The 17,711-nt window shown below is 69.8% G+C and carries 27 protein-coding genes; 9 read left to right on the top strand and 18 right to left on the bottom strand.

From position 1 onward, the window contains the following. Window positions 1-153: 153 nt before the first annotated feature. Both BMZ47_RS03505 and BMZ47_RS03500 read left to right on the top strand, forming a co-directional pair. On the top strand, window positions 154-909 hold the full coding sequence (locus BMZ47_RS03505; protein WP_091858676.1) for a lysophospholipid acyltransferase family protein: 756 nt from the start codon (window positions 154-156) through the stop codon (window positions 907-909). Then, a complete protein-coding gene (locus tag BMZ47_RS03500; RefSeq protein ID WP_091858673.1) occupies window positions 906-2,042 on the top strand; it encodes a glycosyltransferase family 2 protein in 1,137 nt (378 codons plus the stop codon). Before BMZ47_RS03505 ends, BMZ47_RS03500 begins: the two co-directional genes overlap by 4 nt. A gap of 68 nt (window positions 2,043-2,110) precedes the next feature. Here BMZ47_RS03500 and BMZ47_RS03495 read toward each other — a convergent pair whose 3' ends face one another. From BMZ47_RS03495 to cutA, 4 genes are all read right to left on the bottom strand, one after another. Beyond that, window positions 2,111-2,770, bottom strand: a complete 660-nt coding sequence (locus tag BMZ47_RS03495) for a cupin domain-containing protein (RefSeq protein WP_244536722.1) — start codon at window positions 2,768-2,770, stop codon at window positions 2,111-2,113. Window positions 2,771-3,035: 265 nt separating this feature from the next. Continuing rightward, a complete protein-coding gene (locus BMZ47_RS03490) occupies window positions 3,036-3,467 on the bottom strand; it encodes a YybH family protein (protein WP_091858670.1) in 432 nt (143 codons plus the stop codon). 25 nt (window positions 3,468-3,492) lie between these two features. Further along, window positions 3,493-3,984 carry a lipocalin-like domain-containing protein gene (locus tag BMZ47_RS03485; protein WP_091858667.1) on the bottom strand — a complete coding sequence of 164 codons (492 nt, stop codon included), beginning with the start codon at window positions 3,982-3,984 and terminating at the stop codon, window positions 3,493-3,495. Window positions 3,985-4,174: 190 nt separating this feature from the next. After that, window positions 4,175-4,528, bottom strand: coding sequence for a divalent-cation tolerance protein CutA (gene cutA, locus BMZ47_RS03480; RefSeq protein ID WP_091858664.1), 354 nt, complete (start codon window positions 4,526-4,528; stop codon window positions 4,175-4,177). 146 nt (window positions 4,529-4,674) lie between these two features. On the opposite strand from cutA, the gene BMZ47_RS03475 reads away from it, so the two are divergent. Continuing rightward, window positions 4,675-5,442, top strand: coding sequence for an NAD kinase (locus BMZ47_RS03475; protein ID WP_007568887.1), 768 nt, complete (start codon window positions 4,675-4,677; stop codon window positions 5,440-5,442). Between the two features lie 2 nt (window positions 5,443-5,444). After that, the gene (locus tag BMZ47_RS03470; RefSeq protein WP_091858984.1) at window positions 5,445-5,927 is read left to right on the top strand and encodes a GNAT family N-acetyltransferase; all 483 of its coding nucleotides are present in this window, start codon (window positions 5,445-5,447) and stop codon (window positions 5,925-5,927) included. A gap of 12 nt (window positions 5,928-5,939) precedes the next feature. Here the strand turns inward: BMZ47_RS03470 and BMZ47_RS03465 are convergent, their stop codons facing one another. From BMZ47_RS03465 to BMZ47_RS03440, 6 genes are all read right to left on the bottom strand, one after another. Continuing rightward, the gene (locus BMZ47_RS03465; RefSeq protein WP_007568882.1) at window positions 5,940-6,140 is read right to left on the bottom strand and encodes a hypothetical protein; all 201 of its coding nucleotides are present in this window, start codon (window positions 6,138-6,140) and stop codon (window positions 5,940-5,942) included. 224 nt (window positions 6,141-6,364) lie between these two features. After that, the gene (locus BMZ47_RS03460) at window positions 6,365-6,733 is read right to left on the bottom strand and encodes a DUF6481 family protein (RefSeq protein ID WP_007568880.1); all 369 of its coding nucleotides are present in this window, start codon (window positions 6,731-6,733) and stop codon (window positions 6,365-6,367) included. Window positions 6,734-6,843: 110 nt separating this feature from the next. Next, a complete protein-coding gene (locus tag BMZ47_RS03455) occupies window positions 6,844-7,053 on the bottom strand; it encodes a cold-shock protein (RefSeq protein WP_007568877.1) in 210 nt (69 codons plus the stop codon). A 345-nt stretch (window positions 7,054-7,398) separates the two neighbouring features. Then, on the bottom strand, window positions 7,399-8,538 hold the full coding sequence (locus BMZ47_RS03450) for a beta-ketoacyl-ACP synthase (protein WP_091858661.1): 1,140 nt from the start codon (window positions 8,536-8,538) through the stop codon (window positions 7,399-7,401). Further along, window positions 8,535-9,002 carry a 3-hydroxyacyl-ACP dehydratase FabZ family protein gene (locus BMZ47_RS03445; RefSeq protein WP_091858658.1) on the bottom strand — a complete coding sequence of 156 codons (468 nt, stop codon included), beginning with the start codon at window positions 9,000-9,002 and terminating at the stop codon, window positions 8,535-8,537. The genes BMZ47_RS03450 and BMZ47_RS03445 overlap by 4 nt, the downstream gene beginning before the upstream one ends. A 23-nt stretch (window positions 9,003-9,025) precedes the next feature. Continuing rightward, a complete protein-coding gene (locus BMZ47_RS03440) occupies window positions 9,026-9,334 on the bottom strand; it encodes an acyl carrier protein (protein WP_007568871.1) in 309 nt (102 codons plus the stop codon). Window positions 9,335-9,626: 292 nt separating this feature from the next. On the opposite strand from BMZ47_RS03440, the gene BMZ47_RS03435 reads away from it, so the two are divergent. Further along, window positions 9,627-10,739: an AI-2E family transporter gene (locus BMZ47_RS03435; RefSeq protein ID WP_091858655.1), complete on the top strand. Its 1,113-nt coding sequence runs from the start codon at window positions 9,627-9,629 to the stop codon at window positions 10,737-10,739. Between the two features lie 6 nt (window positions 10,740-10,745). On the opposite strand, the gene BMZ47_RS03430 is transcribed toward BMZ47_RS03435, so the two are convergent. Both BMZ47_RS03430 and BMZ47_RS03425 read right to left on the bottom strand, forming a co-directional pair. Beyond that, window positions 10,746-11,249, bottom strand: coding sequence for a thermonuclease family protein (locus BMZ47_RS03430; RefSeq protein WP_091858981.1), 504 nt, complete (start codon window positions 11,247-11,249; stop codon window positions 10,746-10,748). A gap of 386 nt (window positions 11,250-11,635) precedes the next feature. After that, entirely contained in the window at window positions 11,636-12,328 is a 693-nt protein-coding gene (locus BMZ47_RS03425) for a L,D-transpeptidase (RefSeq protein ID WP_425285052.1), read from the bottom strand. Between the two features lie 160 nt (window positions 12,329-12,488). Here BMZ47_RS03425 and BMZ47_RS03420 point away from each other — a divergent pair, with 160 nt between their 5' ends. Next, a complete protein-coding gene (locus tag BMZ47_RS03420; RefSeq protein WP_091858649.1) occupies window positions 12,489-12,932 on the top strand; it encodes a VOC family protein in 444 nt (147 codons plus the stop codon). Window positions 12,933-12,934: 2 nt separating this feature from the next. Here the strand turns inward: BMZ47_RS03420 and BMZ47_RS03415 are convergent, their stop codons facing one another. Next, window positions 12,935-13,378: a cyclic nucleotide-binding domain-containing protein gene (locus tag BMZ47_RS03415; RefSeq protein WP_007568861.1), complete on the bottom strand. Its 444-nt coding sequence runs from the start codon at window positions 13,376-13,378 to the stop codon at window positions 12,935-12,937. A 52-nt stretch (window positions 13,379-13,430) separates the two neighbouring features. Between BMZ47_RS03415 and BMZ47_RS03410 the strand changes: the two genes are divergently transcribed. Next, complete coding sequence (locus BMZ47_RS03410) at window positions 13,431-14,294, top strand: SCO family protein (RefSeq protein WP_208601007.1); 864 nt, start codon at window positions 13,431-13,433, stop codon at window positions 14,292-14,294. A gap of 12 nt (window positions 14,295-14,306) precedes the next feature. Here the strand turns inward: BMZ47_RS03410 and BMZ47_RS03405 are convergent, their stop codons facing one another. Then, on the bottom strand, window positions 14,307-14,513 hold the full coding sequence (locus tag BMZ47_RS03405) for a hypothetical protein (protein WP_091858641.1): 207 nt from the start codon (window positions 14,511-14,513) through the stop codon (window positions 14,307-14,309). Window positions 14,514-14,761: 248 nt separating this feature from the next. On the opposite strand from BMZ47_RS03405, the gene BMZ47_RS03400 reads away from it, so the two are divergent. Next, on the top strand, window positions 14,762-14,950 hold the full coding sequence (locus tag BMZ47_RS03400; RefSeq protein WP_007568857.1) for a con-10 family general stress protein: 189 nt from the start codon (window positions 14,762-14,764) through the stop codon (window positions 14,948-14,950). Between the two features lie 150 nt (window positions 14,951-15,100). Here the strand turns inward: BMZ47_RS03400 and BMZ47_RS03395 are convergent, their stop codons facing one another. From BMZ47_RS03395 to BMZ47_RS03390, 3 genes are all read right to left on the bottom strand, one after another. Then, window positions 15,101-15,475, bottom strand: coding sequence for a hypothetical protein (locus BMZ47_RS03395; protein WP_091858638.1), 375 nt, complete (start codon window positions 15,473-15,475; stop codon window positions 15,101-15,103). A gap of 13 nt (window positions 15,476-15,488) precedes the next feature. Then, on the bottom strand, window positions 15,489-15,617 hold the full coding sequence (locus BMZ47_RS29100) for a hypothetical protein (protein ID WP_280142708.1): 129 nt from the start codon (window positions 15,615-15,617) through the stop codon (window positions 15,489-15,491). A 286-nt stretch (window positions 15,618-15,903) separates the two neighbouring features. Next, window positions 15,904-16,707 carry a response regulator gene (locus BMZ47_RS03390; RefSeq protein ID WP_007568855.1) on the bottom strand — a complete coding sequence of 268 codons (804 nt, stop codon included), beginning with the start codon at window positions 16,705-16,707 and terminating at the stop codon, window positions 15,904-15,906. 233 nt (window positions 16,708-16,940) lie between these two features. Between BMZ47_RS03390 and BMZ47_RS03385 the strand changes: the two genes are divergently transcribed. Next, the gene (locus BMZ47_RS03385; RefSeq protein ID WP_007568854.1) at window positions 16,941-17,228 is read left to right on the top strand and encodes a NepR family anti-sigma factor; all 288 of its coding nucleotides are present in this window, start codon (window positions 16,941-16,943) and stop codon (window positions 17,226-17,228) included. 122 nt (window positions 17,229-17,350) lie between these two features. Here the strand turns inward: BMZ47_RS03385 and BMZ47_RS03380 are convergent, their stop codons facing one another. Then, window positions 17,351-17,527 carry a DUF1328 domain-containing protein gene (locus BMZ47_RS03380; protein ID WP_007568853.1) on the bottom strand — a complete coding sequence of 59 codons (177 nt, stop codon included), beginning with the start codon at window positions 17,525-17,527 and terminating at the stop codon, window positions 17,351-17,353. Between the last annotated feature and the right edge of the window lie 184 nt (window positions 17,528-17,711).

The raw sequence follows: 17,711 nt of genomic DNA, 5'->3' as shown, positions 1-17,711 counted from the left end.
GATGAGGCGATCGTCGCGACTTTTCCGGACGCGTCGCTCCCCTCTCCCGACCCGCTTCGCGGGCCACCCTCCCCCGCAGAGGGGGGAGGGAAACAGCGGCGCCGTCCGCCCCCCGATCCGCTGCGCCCGGTCTCGCCCCTGATCCGCCGCTTCATGGAGGCGTGGTTCGAGCGCTACCTGCACCGGCACTTCGACGCCCTGCGCCTGCCGCATTGGAGCGCTCCGCCGTCCCAGGATCATGCCGGCCCGCTGGTGATCTACTGCAACCACCCCGCCTGGTGGGACGCCGCGGTGATCATCGTGCTGTCCGGCCGGCTCTATCCGAACCGCGAGAACCGGGCCCCGTTCGACGCCGCCATGCTGGCGCGCTACCGGGTGTTCGAGCGGATCGGCGCCTTCGGGGTCGATCTCGACAGCCCGAGAGGCGCCGCCCAGTTCCTGGCCGCCGCCCGGGCGATCCTGACACGATCCGGCACGGCCCTCTGGATCACCGCGCAGGGCCGCTTCGTGGATGTCCGGGTCCGGCCCCTCGGCCTGCGCCCGGGTGTGGCCCGGCTCGCCGAGATCGCCCCCGACGCGCTGTTCGTGCCGCTCGCCCTCGAATACGCGTTCTGGGACGAGCGCGGGGCCGAGGCCTTCGCGGCCTTCGGGCCCGGGATTCCGGGCGCCGAACTGGCGGCCCTGCCGCGGGCGGACCGGCTCGCCCGCCTGGAGGGCGACCTGACCGCGACCCTCGACCGCTTGAGCGCCGACGTGGTCAGCCGCGAGCCGGAGCGCTTCCGCGCCCTGGTCGCGGGCCGCAAGGGCGTCGGCGGCGTCTACGATCTCTGGCGGCGCCTGTCCGCGCGGCTGGCCGGGCGCCGCTTCGATCCGGCCCACCGGGCCGGCGACGGGCAGCCCGGGCGATGACCGACCCGATCCTCACGGCGCTGGCCCTCCTCTGCCTGCTCGCCGCCACCCTGCCGGCAATCCTGACGGCGGTGAACCTGTTCGCCCTGCGCCGGCCCGCTCCGGAGGCCGATCCCGGCCTGGTCTCGATCCTGATCCCGGCGCGCAACGAGGCGGGCAACATCGCCGGGACCGTGCGGGCCGCCCTCGCCAGCACCGCCGTGCCCGTGGAGGTGATCGTCGGCGACGACCATTCCACGGACGGCACCGCCGAGATCGTGCGCGGCCTCGGCGACCCGCGCCTGCGCGTCGTCCCGGTGCCGCCGCTGCCCGAGGGCTGGACCGGCAAGAACCACGCCTGCGCCCAGATCGCCGGGCTCGCCGAGGGCCGCCACCTGCTGTTCATCGACGCCGATGTCCGCCTGGAGCCCGAGGCCGCGGCGTCGCTCGTGGCGCAGGCCCGGCGCGCGGATGCTGCGCTGGTCAGCGGCGTGCCTCGACAGAGCATCGGGACGCTGGGCGAGATGCTCACCGTACCGATGATCGACTTCCTGCTCATCGGCTTCCTGCCGGTGCCGCTGATGCGCCGCCGCCCCGACCCGGCTTTGGGCGCGGCCTGCGGGCAGCTCATCCTGTTCGAGCGCGCGGCCTACGCGGCGATCGGCGGCCACGGCGCGATCCGCGGCTTCCTGCACGACGGCGTGCGCCTGCCCCGGCTCCTGCGCGCGGCCGGCTACCGCACCGACCTCGTGGCCGGGGCGGGTCTCGCGACCTGCCGGATGTATCGGGGTTTTTCGGAGGCCTGGGCGGGGTTCTCCAAGAACGCGCATGAGGGCATGGCGACGCCCCGCGCCCTGCCGGTCTGGACAATGCTCCTCGGCTGCGGCCAGGTCCTGCCGCCGCTCCTGGTTTTGGCCGGCCTGTTCGGACTGATCTCGCCCTTAGCCCTGGCGGCGTCCGTCGCGGCCTGCGTGCTGTCGCTGGCGAGCCGGGCGGCGATCACCCTGGCGGTGCGGGCACCGCTGGCGACGATCCCGCTCCACCCGGCGGCCGTGCTGGTGGCACTCGCGATCCAGTGGAACGTGCTGCTGCGGGGCGGCCGCGCCGGCGCGGCCACCTGGAAGGGCCGCACCTACCCGGTCAGCGGCGCCTGACTTTTTTCGAAGGTCCGGCGGAGCCTGTCCGCCGGATGGCTCGCGCAAGCGTCAGGCGGGCCCGGCCCTCACCGCGCGGTCGGCTGGCACGGATCGGTGGAGCGCTTGCCCGTGCGGGGCTTCAGCGACACGATCAGCTGGACGTTCGGCACATCGCCGACCTGGCGGGTGAGGTGCCCGACATGGCCCTCCGGCCCCTGCGGGGTCGCTCCGGTATCGGCGTTGAACTCGACCTCGCCCGGCCCCTGCTCGAGCACGGCGCCGTCCGTCGCCTCCACCGACCAGCGCCCCGACAGGGTGATCACCCATTGCGGGCCGGGCGCGGTGTGCCAGGTGCCGACATAGCCGACCGGCAGGATCGCGTACTTGATCGAGGCGACATCCCCCGGCGGGAAGCCGACATACTGGGGCGCCGCCGGCGGCGCGTAGCTCTTGAAGAGGAAGTTCTTCAGGTCGCAATACTGGACGTGGCTCTGGCCCTTGGCGTCGGCGTAGAGGACGCCGTAGCGCAGCGCCGGCGGGTTGGCTGCGGTCAGGCCCGCCGGGCCCGACGGGGCCGGCTCGATGGTCATCAACGGCTCGCTCGCCTTGCCGCCGGCCGCCAGGACGGCCGTTCCGCCCGCGCCGGACGCCAGCAGCACCATCGCGATGCGGCTGGCGATCTTGAATGCCTTCATGGTCTCGACGTCCTCGAACCGATGGCGCCGAAACAGCGCCAGCGCGCTCATAGTCGTTCGGAGACGCGCCCACAACGCATTGAACTATAAATCCGGACACTATGCTTTGAAATACATCCGAAAACAGCCATCTATCATCAAGTCGGCTGTATGAAACAGGATGTGTTTTCGAACACATCGGAACGACAACAGGATTTTCTTCCAGTCGATCGGTCGCTCGACACCGCGCGGGTCTATCCACATCTCGTTGGCCCGCGTCGCACCCCGCCGTGGGGGGACCGTCAGGGCGCGTCCGTCGCCCGGGCTCCGAACGATCTCAATTCCACGTGTGCAGCACCGTCCGCCAGCCGTCCGGCTGGCGTTCGAGCACGTTCACCCAATTGCCCTCGAAGGTCTTCTTGGCGCCCCCGTCCCCAGGGCCGGTCATCTGCCAGCGCCCCGAGACGATGAGCAGCTTGTCCTTGGCCACGGCGGTCTTCACCGTCGTCTTGTGGTCGTCCCAGCCCTTGGCCTTGAGTCCTGAGAAGAACTTCGGGATGCCGTCGCGGGTCTGCGTCCCGCCCTTGGTGACCACGAGGGCGTCGGGCGTGTAGAGCTTGCCCAGCGCATCCATGTCGTCGCGGTTATAGGCCTCGTCCCACTTGGTCGCCGCGCTCTGGGCGTCCGCCTCCAGGGCCTCCGCACGGCACAGGACGGGCATGAGGGCGGCGGCGAAAACCAGCGCCGACAGACCATACATTCGGGGCATGTCGTCCTCCCTATTGAGCCAAAGATCAGGGGTATTTTTCCCAGACCAGCGTGATGACGCTCAGCTTTCCGTCGACGTTGAACTTGAACGGCGTGGTCGTATAGATCAGTTTCCGTCCGGTTTGCTGGACTTGCCGGACCTGAGAGGTCCCCGTCCAGACCTCGTTCCAGGACGTGTCGATGGTGTGGGTGACGCGGTCGGTGTCGAGCTTGTACGTCCCCGCATAGGCGAAGAAGGTCTTGTGCAGGTGGATCCTGTCCGCGTCGGACATCGCGTCGTTGGCGGCGGGACGCGTGCGTCCTTCGAAGGCGCAGACGACCATCATCCGCCCGTCGCGCCCGTAGCTGATCCAGCCATTGGGCCTGGGCCCGCCATAGGCGTCGATGACCTCGCCGGTCTCGACGATCGTCCGCGTGGCGGTGACGAGGCGCCAGGTTCCGACCACCGCGTCGGCTTCCAGGGCTTGCGCAGCCGGGAGGCCGAACCCGATCGCAAGGATTGCAATCAATCCTCTCATTGCGCGCCACCGCAAGTCACGGCGCCGTATTCGATTTACGGCACCGCGGTAATGCAGCATCGAATTTTCATGAAGTCAATTGTTATCGGCGTCGATTTGCGGACATACCGCGGCGCGCCGCAATGAATGCCTTGAAGGGCTGCATTCGCGCCCGCACAGGCTTCGCCGCAGGGCAGTATCGCGGCGGCGATCAGGATGACGGCGGCGCCGCGAGGGTCGCGTCGGCTGGCTGCGTCTCGGCCAGGATCCAGGCCGCCGTGTCGGCATCGGCCCCGGCGACCGGGAGGTGCAGGATGATCGGCGTCTCGTAGGGGTGGCGGGCCTTCAGGGCGGCCGAAAGGACGTCGGCCAGGCCCTCGCGGCTCTTGAGGATCGCGGCGACCTCCTCCCCGCGCTCCACGGCCCCCTTCCAGCTGTAGACCGACTGCATCCCGGGCAGGACGTTGATGCAAGCGATCAGGCGCTCGCGCACCAGGGCCTCGCCGATATTCAGCGCGGAGGCGGCATCGGGAAAGGTGGTGTAGACGAGGAGCGGACGCTCCATGCTATGCCTCCGGGATCGCGCATGTACCCGGCGAGTCAGACGCATGCGGGGCACCGACGTCAACCGGGCGGTTCGCTCATCAGATTGGAGCCGTGACGTGACCCCCGACGCGACCTCGACGCGCCTGCCAGGCACCGCCTGACGCCATGCCGACATTCAAGAAGATCGCATTCGTGGCGAGTCCGACCGGCTACGCCCGGGAAGCCGCCGCCGCCCTGATGCGGCGCTACGATCACGTCCCGCCGGAAGAGGCGGATGTCGTCGTCGCGCTGGGCGGCGACGGGCTGATGCTGCAGGTACTGCACCGGTTCATGGATCACCCGAAGCCGATCTACGGGATGAACCGCGGCACGGTCGGCTTCCTGATGAACGAGTTCCGGGACGACGACCTGCTGGAGCATCTGGAAGCGGCCCAGCGCAGCGTCATCCACCCGCTGGTGATGGATGTGGTCGATACCGAGGGCCGCAGCCACCGGGCCCGGGCGATCAACGAGGTCTACCTGCTGCGCCAGACGCATCAGACCGCCAAGCTTAAGATCGCCGTGGACGGGCATGTCCGGCTGGACCTGCTGATCGCCGACGGGGTGCTGGTCGCCACGGCGGCGGGCTCCACCGCCTACAACCTCTCGGTGGGCGGCCCGATCCTGCCGCTCGACGCGAAGCTGCTGGCACTCACCCCGATCTCAGCCTTCCGCCCCCGGCGCTGGCGCGGTGCGCTGCTGCCGGACTACGCCAAGATCCGGATCGACGTGCTCGACGCCCCGCACCGTCCCGTGGCGGCGGTGGCCGACCACACCGAGTTCCGCCGGGTGTGCACGGTTGAGACCTCGCTCGACCGCGCCACCGAGCTCGTGCTGCTGCACGATCCCGGGCACAGCCTCGACGAGCGCATCCTGCGGGAGCAGTTCGGGTGAGCCTGGAGATCCGGCCAGCAAGGGCGTCCGACCACCCGGCGATCGCCCGGACCATCCTGCCGACCATCCGGGCCGGCGAGACCTACGCGCTCGATCCGGGGCTCAGCGAGGCCGAGGCCGTCGCCTACTGGACCGGCGCGGACCGCGAGACCTTCGTGGCGGAGCAGGATGGAGTGGTGCTCGGCACCTATTATCTGCGCGCCAATCAGGCGGGCGGCGGGGCCCATGTCGCCAATTGCGGCTTCATGACCGGCGCGGCCGCAGCCGGGCGCGGCATCGGCCGGGCCATGGGCGAGCACGCCCTCGATCGAGCGCGTGAGCGCGGCTTCTCGGCGATGCAGTTCAATTTCGTGGTCTCGACCAACCAGCGCGCCGTGAAGCTCTGGCGGAGCCTCGGCTTCGCGGAGGTCGGCCGGCTCCCGGGGGCCTTCCGGCATCCGGGTCTCGGCGTCGTCGACGCCCTGGTGATGTTCAGGACGCTCTGAGACGCGGCTCGTTCAGAGGGAGCTGACCGCGACCAGCTCGCTCTCGCGGATCGCACGCTCGCCGGCTTCCGTCCGGATCCGGTAGGAGCGCTCGCCGGTCTGATCCTCCGGCATGAGGCGCAGGATCTCGAACACCTCGCCGCCGCCCTTGTCGCCGGGAAGTCCGAGCTGCACCCGGCAGACGCGCTGGCCGATCTTGAATTTGTGGGTCATGCCAGGGCTCCTGGGGCGTGGTTTCGAAGGGGCGGCGCCTCCGGGGCAGCGTCCGACCGCCAAGCGGCCGGAGACGGCTCCGAATCGGTGATCTGGGGCGCCCGCTCGCGCCGAACCGGGCTCCGGTTCGGCCGCAAACGTCCGAGAGCATCTCACAAAACTCCCGGTTCCCGGGAGCCCTCCCTTCGCACGCGACGGTGCGGCGGGAGTTTCGTGAGAGGCCCTTAGCGCCGCTTCTGCGCCTTGGCCTTGCGAGCGAGGTAGCGCGCATCGCGCTGGAGCTTCTGCTCGGCCTGGAGGGCCTTGGCACGCTCCTGGGCGGCGAGCTGCTCGGCGAGCTTGCGCTCGGCCTCGGCCTGACGCTCGGCCTCGGCCTGGGCGGCGGCACGGGCGAGTTCCGCTTCGCGCTGGGCGGCACGCTCGGCCGCGCGGGCCTCGCGGGCATCGACCACGGCGCGGCGCGCGGATTGACGGGCGAGGACGGCCGGATCATCGGCAGTCGGGCGAGCCCGGAAGCGGGCCAGCATCTCGGACCGCGCCTTGGCAGCGGCCTCCAGTCGATCGACGACACCTTGCTTATTCGGAAAGCTCACAGACACTCCTGTGTTGGGCGCGGCGGGCCGCCGTCGTCCCGAAATCGAATGTAGATACGAAGAAGCCGCTCCCTCGAGAGCGGCTTCGACAATGGCCGTCGGAGCGGCGATCAGACCGTCTGGAGCTGGCCAGCGGATTCCTTGCCGCTGCGGCGGTCGGTTTCCAGCTCGTAGGAGACCTTCTGGCCCTCGTTCAGGCCACGCAGGCCGGCGCGCTCGACAGCCGAGACGTGAACGAACACGTCCTTGCCGCCGTCATCCGGCTGGATGAAGCCGTAGCCCTTGGTCTCGTTGAACCACTTGACGGTTCCGGTGCTCATGGAATTCCTCGATCTTCGCAGGCGTAGTGAGAGATGGCAGCCGCTCGGAAAGCGGATACCGGTATCGACCGATAGCGATAGGAAAGTCAGAACCGCCCTGCGAAGGCGTAACGGTCCAAGATATCCGGACACGTGCCGATAAAACTGGGATAGACCTTCATCGACGCATTGGCAAGTCCGAAGAAATATTTCGACGGATTCCAAGATCGACGCGGCGCCGGCTTTATCCCGGACAGTAGAAGCGCGACGGGCTGGGAAGTTGCGCGTCGTCAGACAGATAGCCGGGGCCGCGCAAACCCGGATGAGTTCGCGGCGTCCTGCCGCCAGCCCAGCCCCGGGTGCCGGTCAGGCCTGAACCAGACGCAGCACGCCTTCGCCGCGACGATGGCCGATCGTCGTCACCGCCACCTCGCGGGCCGATCCGGCGGCGACGAGGCCGGCCGCGAGTGCGGCTCCGAACGGGGCGACGACCTCGAGCCCGTGCCCGATCACGTCGCCGAGCGCCCGGATCCGCGCCGCCGGCGCGAGCCGCCTCAGCGTCGCGTGCTCTTCCGCGGTGATCGGCGCGACCCCGGTGGCCCCGGACAGGACGCGATCCGGTGCCGACAGGCCGGCCTGCGGCCAGAGGGTTTCGAGGCTGCCGGCGACGCTCCCGGGGGTGCGCCGTGTGCGATCGCTCGCCACCCGGTCGAGCCGGGCGAGCGCCCGGGCCCCGCGGGCGGCCGCGTGGTCCTCGGATTCCAGCATCAGGAAGGCCGCGCAGCTCCCGAGGATGAAACCGGTATCCCCATCGCCCGGTCCGCCGCGCTCGAATACGGGGCGATAGGGCGATCGGGCGAGGTAGCCGCCCATCTCGTGGATCACGAGCACGTCCGGCCGCTCGGCGCTGTAGGAGCCGCCGACCAGGATCGCGTCGATCTGGCCCGACGCGACGCGCGCCTGCGCGATCCGCAGCGCATCCACGCCGGACGATTCCTCGCCCATGAAAGTGCGTGAGGCCCCCGTGACCCCGTGCACGATGGCGATGTTGCCGGCGAGCAGGTTCGAGAGCTGGGCCAGGAACAGGGTCGGCCGCAGGTCGTTCTGCAGCCGCTCGTTCAGGTAGGCGCCCGGATCGGCGGCATCGCGCAGGCCGGTCAGGATCGCGCCGTCCACCGCGTAGTCGCGCTCGCCGCCCCCCGCCGCGACCACGAGGTGGAGCGCCTGCTTGAGGGCGGCGTCGTCCTTCACGCCGGCGGAGTCGAGGGCGAGGCCCGCGGCGTAGACGCCGAGCCGCTGCCACGCCTCCATCTGGCGCTGATCGCTGCGCTTCGGGATCTGCCCGTCCCAGGCGATCGGCGGCGCCGGATGCACGCAATAGGGCGCGAAGGTCTCGGTGTCGGTCCGGGGCGCCGCGTCACTGTCGAGGGCCGCGAGATGCGCCGCGATCCCCTCCCCCGCGCAAGAGACGAGGCCGAGGCCGGTGACGAGGACCGGGCGGGTCATGCCTGCACCGGATCCGGGAACAGGCCGATGGTCCGGGCGCGCTCGCGCATCGGCGCGTCGAGCCCGTCCGGGAACGGCATGGTGCGGAAGCGCAGCTCGGCGTCGCAGAGCGGCTTGCCGGCATGGCTGATCGCGGCCTTGGTCACCGCGTAGCCCGAACCGTCATGCTCCAGCGTGGCGGTGACGACCAGCTCCGCGCCGGGCCCGACGAAGGACCGGAACCGGGCCTTGTCGACCCCGGTGAGGAACGGCATCCGGGTGAAATCGAGATGGGCGAGCACGAGGTAGCCGGAAGCCTGCGCCATGGTCTCGGTCAGGAGCACGCCCGGCACCAGCGGATGGCCCGGAAAGTGCCCCTCGAAGACGGGGCTCTCCAGCGGCACCCGGGCGAGCGCCTCGATCCGGCCGGCGGCCCGGTCGAGGTGCCGCACGGCATCGATCATCTCGAAATATTCGAGGCGCATGGGGGGCGTCGGGCTCTAGCGCGTCAGACCTTTGCGGCCTTCTCGGCCACCAGGGCGTCGATGCGCGCACACAGGTTCTTGAGGACGAAATACTGCTCGGCCGGGACCTTGCCCTCGTTGACCTCCTGGGTCCAGCGCTCGAGCGGCAGCTTGATCCCGAAGGCCTTGTCGACCGCGAAGGCGATGTCGAGGAAGGCCAGGCTGTCGATGCCGAGGTCGTCGATGGCGTGGCTCTCCGGGGTGATCTTGTCCCGCGGGATGTCGGCGGTCTCGGCAATGATGTCGGCCACGCGCTGGAAGGTGGCGCTGCCGTGGGCGGGCTCGTCGGACATGTCTTCTCGCGGGCTGTTCGGTTTCCGGATCGGTCGGGCGGGGAGCCCCCTCGATGCCGGGCGACCCGGCGCTCACGCCCCGCGCGGCCACCAATACGCGTACGGGGCTCGCGCTGCGGGCCCGTCGGACGGCCGCGACCTCTACACGAGGGGGTCGGAGGCGGCAACCGCGACGGTTCCCAGCGCGTTGCAGCGCTGGTTCGCGGTCCTGAACGGCCTTCTTCGCAGCGACGCGATCTCTTGCGCCCTTCCTCGGACGCTCCCTGCGCGCGGCCTTCAGGAGACGAAACGGATGTTACCCACGGCCCATCCCGTCCCGCCTCCGACTCATATCGGTCCCCCGCCCCCGCCGGAGCAGGCGCGCTCGCAGGGCGCGGCCCGGGTCGTGCTCGTCCTGGCGCTCTCCGGGCTCGGCCTGTGGATCCTGCACGGCTTCCTGCCGGCCCTGGCCTGGGCGGTGGTGCTGGCGATCGCCCTGTGGCCGCTCTACGCCCGGCTGGAACGGAGCTTCCCGCCGGGCCGACACAACCTGCTGCTGCCGACGCTGATGACCGCCGCTGTGGCCCTGGTCTTCCTCGCCCCCCTGGCGATCCTCGGCGTGCAGGCGGCGCGCGAAGCCCATGACGTCGCCGAGTTCGTGCGCAGCGCCGAGGCGAACGGCGTCCCGGCCCCCGAATTCCTCCAGCACCTGCCCTACGGGGCCGCCCAGGCCACCGCCTGGTGGAACGACAATCTCGGGCACGCCCAGGCCGGCTCCGAGCTGCTGCACCGGTTCGAGAACCACTCGGTGGTCGGCGCCTCGCGCAACTTCGGCCGCGAGGTGTTGCACCGGATCGTCCTGTTCGGCTTCAGCCTGGTGGCCCTGTTCTTCCTGTTCCGCGACTGGCGGACGGTGACGGAGCAGGCCCGGGTCGCCTGCGACCGCTTGTTCGGCCCCCGGGGCGAGCGCGTGGCGCGGCAGATGGTGGCCTCGGTGCACGGCACCGTCGACGGGCTCGTCCTGGTCGGCCTCGGCGAGGGCTTCATCCTCGGGGTGGTCTATTATTTCGCCGGCGTGCCGCACCCGGTGCTGCTCGGGGCCTTCACGGCCGTCGCCGCCATGATCCCGTTCGGCGCGGCGCTCGCCATCGCGATCGCGGCCCTGCTGCTGGTCGCGGCGGGGTCGGTGAAGGCGGCGATCGTCGTGGCGGTGGCCGGCTTCGTCGTCACCTTCGTGGCCGACCACTTCGTCCGGCCGGCCCTGATCGGCGGCACCACGAAGCTGCCGTTCCTGTGGGTGCTGCTCGGCATCCTCGGGGGCGTCGAGACCTTCGGTCTGCTGGGCCTGTTCGTCGGCCCGGCCGTCATGGCGGCCCTGGTCCTGCTCTGGCGGGAATTCACCGAGGGTCGCGACAAGACGGCGTGAGCGGGCCTAGTCGGCCGCGCTCGCCCCGGCCGAAGCCTCCATGCGGCGGCGGTCCTGGCGCCAATCGGCCGGCTTCTCGAAGGTCCCGGCCCAGAGGCCGCGACGCGTCGCCCAGGCCTGGCCTTCCTGGCGGGTATAGGCGGGCATCACCTGGCGGCTGGCGAGCGCGTAGCCCTTCGCCACCATCCAGGCGGACAGATCCTCGCCATGCGCGAGGCAGAGCCCGGCCAGGCCGCCCGCGGCCGTGCTCTCACGACGCTCGCAGGTGACGACGCCGCTGCCGATATGGGCGCTCAGCGCCTGCGCGGCCTCACGGCCGCAGCGGTAATCCTGCCCGGTCACGGTCTGGCAGCTCTGCGCCGTCTCGGGCGCGTCGATCCCGTAGAGGTTGATGCGGGTGCCGTGCACCTCGATCGTGTCGCCGTCGATCACCGTCGCCGGCCCGCTGATCGTCCCGGCCGCAGCGGCGGGGCTACAGAGGAGAAGCAGGGCGAGCATCGATCTTGTCATCAGAAAGCTGTCCACGAAGGGGCGGCAGAACTTGTCAGGAGCGCGCAGGATCGGCGGCCATTGTGGCGTTTTTGCCAGCTAAGCTATGCGCCTGAGGCCGCCCGGGGCGTCCCGTCGGACTTGATGCGCCCGCGATACCGGCGCGTGCAGGCTCACCCGAGGGTGGCGCCGATAGGTTGCGAAAGGGTTCCCGGCCGATACGCCGCAAATGGCGCTTGGCAAAAGCGTTCAGCGCAGCCCGGATCGCCGCAACGTTGGGCTTTCGGCAGCGGACGCTTCGCATCGTCGCCTGCCCGATAGCTGCGATTTCCCGCCGAGATCGCGCGTTCGGGAAACGACGGCGGGGCCGGCGCTGTCCGAAGCGCAGGCCCCGCGATGATCGGGCGTCAGACCCGGTACTTGCCGTTGCGCTTGACCAGCACCCGGGCGCCCACCGGCACGCGCTCGTACAGGTCGGCGATGTCCTCGTTGAGCATCCGGACGCAGCCGGACGACATCTGCTCGCCGATGCTCCAGGGCTCGTTGGTGCCGTGGATGCGGAACAGGATGTCGCGGTTGCCCTGGTACAAGTAGAGGGCGCGGGCGCCGAGCGGATTGTCGACCCCGCCCTTGCGGGTCCGCGGCAGGTCGGGGTTGAGCGAGACCATCGTGACGGTCGGGCTCCAATCCGGCCAGACACCCTTGCGGCCGACCCGCGCCTCACCCTTCCAGGAGAAGCCGGCCTTGCCAACGCCGACGCCGTACTGCATCGCGGTGCCGTCCGCCTGGACCAGGAGGAGCTGGCGCTGGTCGATATCGACCAGGATCGTCCCGGGCTTCTCCGGGCCGTTGTAGCCGACCTGCTGGCGGCGGTACTTCGGGTCGAGCTTCGACGTGTCGACCAGGGGAATGTCGTAGGGCTTGTCGGGCTTCGTCCCGATGTACCAGGCCGCTTCATCGTCCTGCGCGAGCTGGGCCTGGCGCGTCTGGCAGGCCGCCAGCGGCGCGATCGCCACCACGGCGAGCAGAATTCGCGAGAGCAGGAGCCGGCGAATTCGGCTCCAGGCCGATGGGCGTGTTGCGATCATGGGTCCTGACATGCGGGATACGGTCCTGGACCCCATGCCTACCGTCTCCCCGCCGGCGACGATGTAGCTTTTGCGCCGCAGCGGCGCGCGAGCGCCCGCTGCCGCGGCCACGGTTGCGCCCTAATTGAGAATGCGGGACCGGGGGCCAGCCCGGCCGGCGTGGAGGTGAGTCATGGCCGAGACCGAGACGCTTGCGACCGACGCGGCGGTCGCGCCCGAGGTGCCGCTGCGCCCGGCGATCCACCTCGACCATTGCGTGATCCACGTCACCGATTGGGCGCAGTCCAACGCCTTTTACCGTGATGTGGTCGGCGCCGAGGTGATCGCGCGCGGGAACGGCTTCGCCTACCGGTTCGGCGGCGTTCAGCTCAATTGCCACGGCCCCGGCGTGAAGGCGGAGCCGGTGGCAGCCAAGCCGGTGCTGCCGGGAAACAGCGACCTGTGCTTTCGCTGGTCCGGCCCGATCGAGGACGCGATGGCGCATCTCGAGGCCGCCGGGGTGGCCGTCGAACTCGGCCCGGTCGAGCGGCACGGCGCTGCCGGAGCCGGCCTCAGCGTCTATTTCCGCGATCCGGACGGCTCGCTTCTCGAATTCATCACCTACCCGACTGCGTGAGGTCAGCCCCGGCTCTCGGCCAGCGCCTGGTTGGTCTGCTCGAGCCGCAGGGCGAGCACCCGCATCAGCGCGATGCTGATCTGTGGGAATTGCGCCAGCAGCTCCAGGAAGACGCCGCGATCGATGCGCAGCGCCGTCACGGCCGATTCCGCCGTCACGGTGGCGGAGCGGGGCTGGTCGGCCAGGATGCCCATCTCGCCGACCAGGGCGTCCTGTCCGAGCAAGGCGAGCCTGACCGGGCCGGCCGGGCCGTCGATGCTCACCTCGGCACTGCCCTTGAGGATCACGTAGGCCGCATCCGCCACGTCGCCCCGGGCGAAGAAGCGTTGCCCCGGCTCGAAATGCACGCGCTCGCTCGTGAAGGCCAGAAGCTTCAGGCGCGCCGGCTCCACCTCGCGGAACAGCGGAACCTGCCTTAAAGAGGAAACCTCGGTATCGAGGGTCATTCGCGGGCTCCGCGAGGGGTTTCACGCCCTCGCGGGCATGGATGGTCTTCAGATGGCCGCACCGGCCCACACATCCATGCGGTTCGTCAAGCGCTTGTCCAGTCCCAGCCCCGGCGCAGACCGGACCGTCCGCAGCCTGATCGCCGCCCTGCTCACGATCCTGGGCGGGCTTCTGGTCGGTCCGGTGCCGGCCCGGGCCCGGCTGGTCCAGGCCGATCTGGCCCGCGTCGCGGTCGCTCCCCCGCCGAGTGCCAGGGTCCCCTTGGAGCTCGCCGTCACGGATGCCCGGACCGGGCGGGCGACGACGCTGGAGCAGGCCCTCGGCGGGCGCGCCGCCCTGTTGCTGCCGGTGGACTATACCTGCGGCAATGTCTGCGACCCGATGGTGTCGATGGCGGCGGACGCATTGGCGGCCACCGGCCTCGCCGCGGAGGACTACGCATTTGTGCTCGTCGGCATCGATCCGCGGGACGATGCCGCGGCGGCGCGTCGCATGCTCGCGGAGACGTTGGGCGACCGCGCGGCCGGCATCCGCCCCCTGCTCGTCTCCGACGCCGCCCTCGCGGCCTTGACCGGCGCCCTGGGTTACAGCGCGGTCTACGATGCCGGGACGGACAGCTTCGCCCATCCCGCCGCCGCGATGCTGCTTGCCGGCGACGGCCGGGTCGCCCGCGTGCTGTCGCCGCTGGCGCTGACCGGGCGGGATCTTCGCCTCGCCCTGACGGAGGCCGGCGAGGGGCGGGTCGGAAGCCTGGCCGATCGCCTCACGCTGCTCTGCTACGGCTACGATGCCGCACGCGGCCTCTACACACCCCTCGTGCAGCGGATCCTGACGGTAGCCGGGATCGCGACGATCCTGGGAATCGGTCTGCTGATCGTCGGCCTGACCCGCCGGACGCGCCTGCGCGCCGGCTGAGGCCGAGCCGGCTCAGCGCTTCGTCGACAGGCCCTGCTCGCCGGGACCGGGGGCCGGACGCTTCAGGCTGGCATTCAGGTGCGGCGAGTCGACCGGCTCCTCGCGCGTCGTCGGTGTCGGGGAATCCTCGGGGGCGGGCATCGGCGGTAGCGGAGGCGTGTTCGGCTCGACGCTCGGCGCCGCCCCGGGCCTGATCTTCACCATGTCGCGGTTCGTCATCACCCAAAACCCTTTTTCCCGACCTGCATCGCAGATCCCCGCGGGCGCCCTTCGAGAGAAGGCCGGCCCAAGGCGGCGCGCCTGAGGCGCCCGTGGCGGTGCGCGCAGATCAATCCCGGATCAACGCCGCACACAGACGGCGGTTGCTGCCAAGCTTAGCTTTGCCAAACTTGGCCAGGTCTCGTCACAGGAACCTTGGTTATTGCTGAAGGTTGTTGCGGGGTGAAGCGAAGCCTGAGGAGGAACTGATGGCATCCGGGAATTCAACCTCGAAGCGGGGCTTTGCCTCGATGGACCTGTCGCGGCAGCGCGAGATCGCCAGCAAGGGCGGACGCAGTGTGCCGGCCGAGAAGCGCTCCTTCTCGCAGGACCGTGAGCTGGCTTCTTCGGCGGGCCGCAAGGGTGGACAATCGACCGGGACTGGCCGCGCCGAGTGACGCACCAGAACCATCGTGTTGCGTAACGGCGCCGTGTCCTCAGACCGGCGCCGTCCTTGTTTTCAGAGCCGTTTCAGACAACCGACCCAAAGCAAAAGGCCCCGCCAGAGTGGCGGGGCCTTTTGCTTTGGGCCGAACAGGCTTTCGGGATCAGGAGATGCAGCGGCCCGGGGTCATGCGGCGCGCCTCGGGACCGACCAGGGAGCTGAGTGCGGTCTCGCAGCCCTCGCGGACCAGGCGGCGCGGCTGCGCCGGCGGCTTGAGGATCGGCCGGATGCCGATCTCTTGCCCCTCTTCCGCGACCGGAACCGGGCGGCTCTCGGTGCGCTGGACGCCGGCGACGCGGGTCGGGCTCAGCGCCAGGGAGGCCGGACGCATCCCCGGCAGCGATGCGGGCGCGGACGCCGTGGCGGCGATGACGGGCGGCGACCAATTGTCGGCCGTCTCGCGAACCACCGGCTGCAGGAGCACGGTGAGAAGAGCCGCGGGAGCACTCACGCCCAGAATGAAACCAGACCGCAGCATTGCCCCGACCTCATCACGAGAGCTTGACAGGATGTTCGAACAACGCGGCCTGCAATCGCAGGTTCCACAACAGTCCCGTTCCTGTGATCACTGAGTATTCGTCAACGGGCTGGCTGTTGGTGCGGCGGCGCACCCCGGTCATCCACAACCATCCCCTGTGCTGAAAATGGCACGCTCGCGCAAAAAGCGCATTTTCCGGAACATCCCGAGGCCGCGCTCGTTACATCAGGACCCGGCCACCTGGTCCTCCCCGCATTCCCCTTGTGCATCGGCCGGAACCTCTTCGACGGGCTGGAGCCATCTCCAGCCCGTTTTTTTGCGCGCGTTCGCGCCGAACGTAGCGCAACAAAAAACCCCGGCTCGCACCGGGGTTTTTTGAACTCGATGAGTCGGTCCGGAGGGGCCAGCCGCTCCGGTGCCCTCAGGGATCAGGCGGTCTTGGCTTCCCGGCGACGCGCGGTCTGCTGGAAGAACAGGGCCTGGCTGATCACCGCCGACACATTCGCCGGCTGGAACGGCTTGGCAATGAGGAAGGCCGGCTCGGGGCGCTCGCCCGTGAGGAACCGCTCCGGATAGGCGGTGATGAAGATCACCGGCACCTCGAAGGTCTTCAGCAGGTCGTTCACCGCGTCGAGGCCCGAGGAGCCGTCGGCCAGCTGGATGTCGGCCAGGATCAGACCCGGGCGCTTGCCCTCGCTGGCGATCTTGATCGCCTCGGTCCGGGTGCGGGCGACACCGATGACGTTGTGGCCGAGGCCCTCGACCAGCGCCTCGAGATCCATGGCGATCAGCGGCTCGTCCTCGATGATGAGGATTTCGGTGGCCATGTCGGCGGCGAGCTCGCGGCCGGCCTCGTCCACCAGGTCACGGACCTCGGAGACATCGACGGCCAGGATGATGGCCGCATCTTCCTCCGAGAAGCCCTCGAGGCAGGACAGCAGGAAGGCCTGCCGCGGCAGCGGGGTGATCTGGCCGAGACGGACTTCAGCCGGCAAATCGTGCTGGACCTGCTCGCTGCGCCCGTTCACCGACAGGGAGTTCCAGATCCGGGTGAAGACCCGGAACAGGTCCGCCTTGATATTGGTGCTGCGGCCGAGCGTATCCGGCTCGTTGACGAGGGTTTCCAGGGTGGCGGCGACATAGGCGTCGCCCGCCACTTGGCTCCCCGTGAGCGCCCGCGCGTAGCGGCGCAGGTACGGCAGGTGCTGTACCACGAGTTGCGATGTCGACATTCGATCCCCTGTGCCTCGCCGTGTTGCCCGGCCGCGATGCCTCGGTCCTCGACCGAGGTCGTGCCGGGGCCGGCTTGTATCCTGCGCAGCCTACCGCCCAACGCGGAGGCCCGCACTCCGTTCCGCCCCCAGCGGAACCGATCCGGCGGGCGGGCGTTGCAGCCGCAGCCATGGCGTATGTCGAGCCGCAGTACAATGCGGCCCAGCGGACTTCGGCAATAAGGGGCGTGTGAATGGCGGACCAGGGCAAGGATGCGGACCTCCGCGCCGGAGATCCGTATGCCGGAACCGCTTCAGCCCCTTCGGCCCAAGCCCCGATGACTGCATCGGGCGATCCCGCGGATGCCGCTCCCGCGTCGGGAGACCGGCCCGGCGGTCGCGGCGCCCTGAGCGATCACACCCGCAACCGCCTCGCCGCGCAGTTGCGCGCGATGTACGACACCGTGGCGCTTCAACCGGTGCCGGATCGCTTCGCCGAACTCATCGCCAAACTCGATGGCGGGGATCGCGAGAAGGCGTGAGCGGCGGCCGACGGTCTTCAGACCTTCGAGAGGCCTCAAAGATGGAAAAGCCGCCGTGGATGACGGCGGCTCTCCCCAATTCGGTCCACAGCCTGGCGCCAGCGCCAGTGGTTACGACCGCTTTACAGAGTTGGCGAGCGGCCGCGCATCAGGCCGACGACGGCCGAGATCGCGAACAGGACGATCGCAACGAAGAACACCAGCTTGGCTGCTTCCATGGCGGTCCCGGCAATACCACCGAAACCGAGCAGAGCGGCGACCAGAGCGACGACGAGGAAGGTTACGGCCCAACCGAGCATTGTGCGGATCCTTTAAAAGTACCGGCGCGGGTGGCCGCGTCGTTCTGGACTCGAAAACGCCAAGGTTTCGCTCTGGTTCCGCGCACTTGACAAGGGAGGCGCGATTCGTCTCGCTCGCGGATCTGCCCGCGACGTTGCGTGACGGAACGGGAGCCTGACGGTAGCGTTCGATGATAGGTCATTA

The organism is Methylobacterium brachiatum (assembly GCF_900113845.1).
GTDB classification, from domain to species: Bacteria; Pseudomonadota; Alphaproteobacteria; order Rhizobiales; family Beijerinckiaceae; genus Methylobacterium; species Methylobacterium brachiatum.
The sequence above is the reverse complement of the archived record's forward strand: the minus strand, read 5'-3'. Positions and strand labels throughout refer to the sequence as shown.

Bases quoted from the DNA above. Each gene is read 5' to 3' on its own strand.
- BMZ47_RS03505 (WP_091858676.1), top strand. From the start codon at position 154: ATGGAGGCGTGGTTCGAGCGCTACCTGCACCGGCACTTCGACGCCCTG.
- BMZ47_RS03500 (WP_091858673.1), top strand. From the start codon at position 906: ATGACCGACCCGATCCTCACGGCGCTGGCCCTCCTCTGCCTGCTCGCC.
- BMZ47_RS03495 (WP_244536722.1), bottom strand. From the start codon at position 2,770: ATGAGCGCGCTGGCGCTGTTTCGGCGCCATCGGTTCGAGGACGTCGAG.
- BMZ47_RS03490 (WP_091858670.1), bottom strand. From the start codon at position 3,467: ATGCCCCGAATGTATGGTCTGTCGGCGCTGGTTTTCGCCGCCGCCCTC.
- BMZ47_RS03485 (WP_091858667.1), bottom strand. From the start codon at position 3,984: ATGAGAGGATTGATTGCAATCCTTGCGATCGGGTTCGGCCTCCCGGCT.
- cutA (WP_091858664.1), bottom strand. From the start codon at position 4,528: ATGGAGCGTCCGCTCCTCGTCTACACCACCTTTCCCGATGCCGCCTCC.
- BMZ47_RS03475 (WP_007568887.1), top strand. From the start codon at position 4,675: ATGCCGACATTCAAGAAGATCGCATTCGTGGCGAGTCCGACCGGCTAC.
- BMZ47_RS03465 (WP_007568882.1), bottom strand. From the start codon at position 6,140: ATGACCCACAAATTCAAGATCGGCCAGCGCGTCTGCCGGGTGCAGCTC.
- BMZ47_RS03455 (WP_007568877.1), bottom strand. From the start codon at position 7,053: ATGAGCACCGGAACCGTCAAGTGGTTCAACGAGACCAAGGGCTACGGC.
- BMZ47_RS03450 (WP_091858661.1), bottom strand. From the start codon at position 8,538: ATGACCCGCCCGGTCCTCGTCACCGGCCTCGGCCTCGTCTCTTGCGCG.
- BMZ47_RS03445 (WP_091858658.1), bottom strand. From the start codon at position 9,002: ATGCGCCTCGAATATTTCGAGATGATCGATGCCGTGCGGCACCTCGAC.
- BMZ47_RS03440 (WP_007568871.1), bottom strand. From the start codon at position 9,334: ATGTCCGACGAGCCCGCCCACGGCAGCGCCACCTTCCAGCGCGTGGCC.
- BMZ47_RS03435 (WP_091858655.1), top strand. From the start codon at position 9,627: ATGTTACCCACGGCCCATCCCGTCCCGCCTCCGACTCATATCGGTCCC.
- BMZ47_RS03430 (WP_091858981.1), bottom strand. From the start codon at position 11,249: ATGACAAGATCGATGCTCGCCCTGCTTCTCCTCTGTAGCCCCGCCGCT.
- BMZ47_RS03425 (WP_425285052.1), bottom strand. From the start codon at position 12,328: ATGTCAGGACCCATGATCGCAACACGCCCATCGGCCTGGAGCCGAATT.
- BMZ47_RS03420 (WP_091858649.1), top strand. From the start codon at position 12,489: ATGGCCGAGACCGAGACGCTTGCGACCGACGCGGCGGTCGCGCCCGAG.
- BMZ47_RS03415 (WP_007568861.1), bottom strand. From the start codon at position 13,378: ATGACCCTCGATACCGAGGTTTCCTCTTTAAGGCAGGTTCCGCTGTTC.
- BMZ47_RS03410 (WP_208601007.1), top strand. From the start codon at position 13,431: ATGGCCGCACCGGCCCACACATCCATGCGGTTCGTCAAGCGCTTGTCC.
- BMZ47_RS03405 (WP_091858641.1), bottom strand. From the start codon at position 14,513: ATGACGAACCGCGACATGGTGAAGATCAGGCCCGGGGCGGCGCCGAGC.
- BMZ47_RS03400 (WP_007568857.1), top strand. From the start codon at position 14,762: ATGGCATCCGGGAATTCAACCTCGAAGCGGGGCTTTGCCTCGATGGAC.
- BMZ47_RS03395 (WP_091858638.1), bottom strand. From the start codon at position 15,475: ATGCTGCGGTCTGGTTTCATTCTGGGCGTGAGTGCTCCCGCGGCTCTT.
- BMZ47_RS29100 (WP_280142708.1), bottom strand. From the start codon at position 15,617: ATGACCGGGGTGCGCCGCCGCACCAACAGCCAGCCCGTTGACGAATAC.
- BMZ47_RS03390 (WP_007568855.1), bottom strand. From the start codon at position 16,707: ATGTCGACATCGCAACTCGTGGTACAGCACCTGCCGTACCTGCGCCGC.
- BMZ47_RS03385 (WP_007568854.1), top strand. From the start codon at position 16,941: ATGGCGGACCAGGGCAAGGATGCGGACCTCCGCGCCGGAGATCCGTAT.
- BMZ47_RS03380 (WP_007568853.1), bottom strand. From the start codon at position 17,527: ATGCTCGGTTGGGCCGTAACCTTCCTCGTCGTCGCTCTGGTCGCCGCT.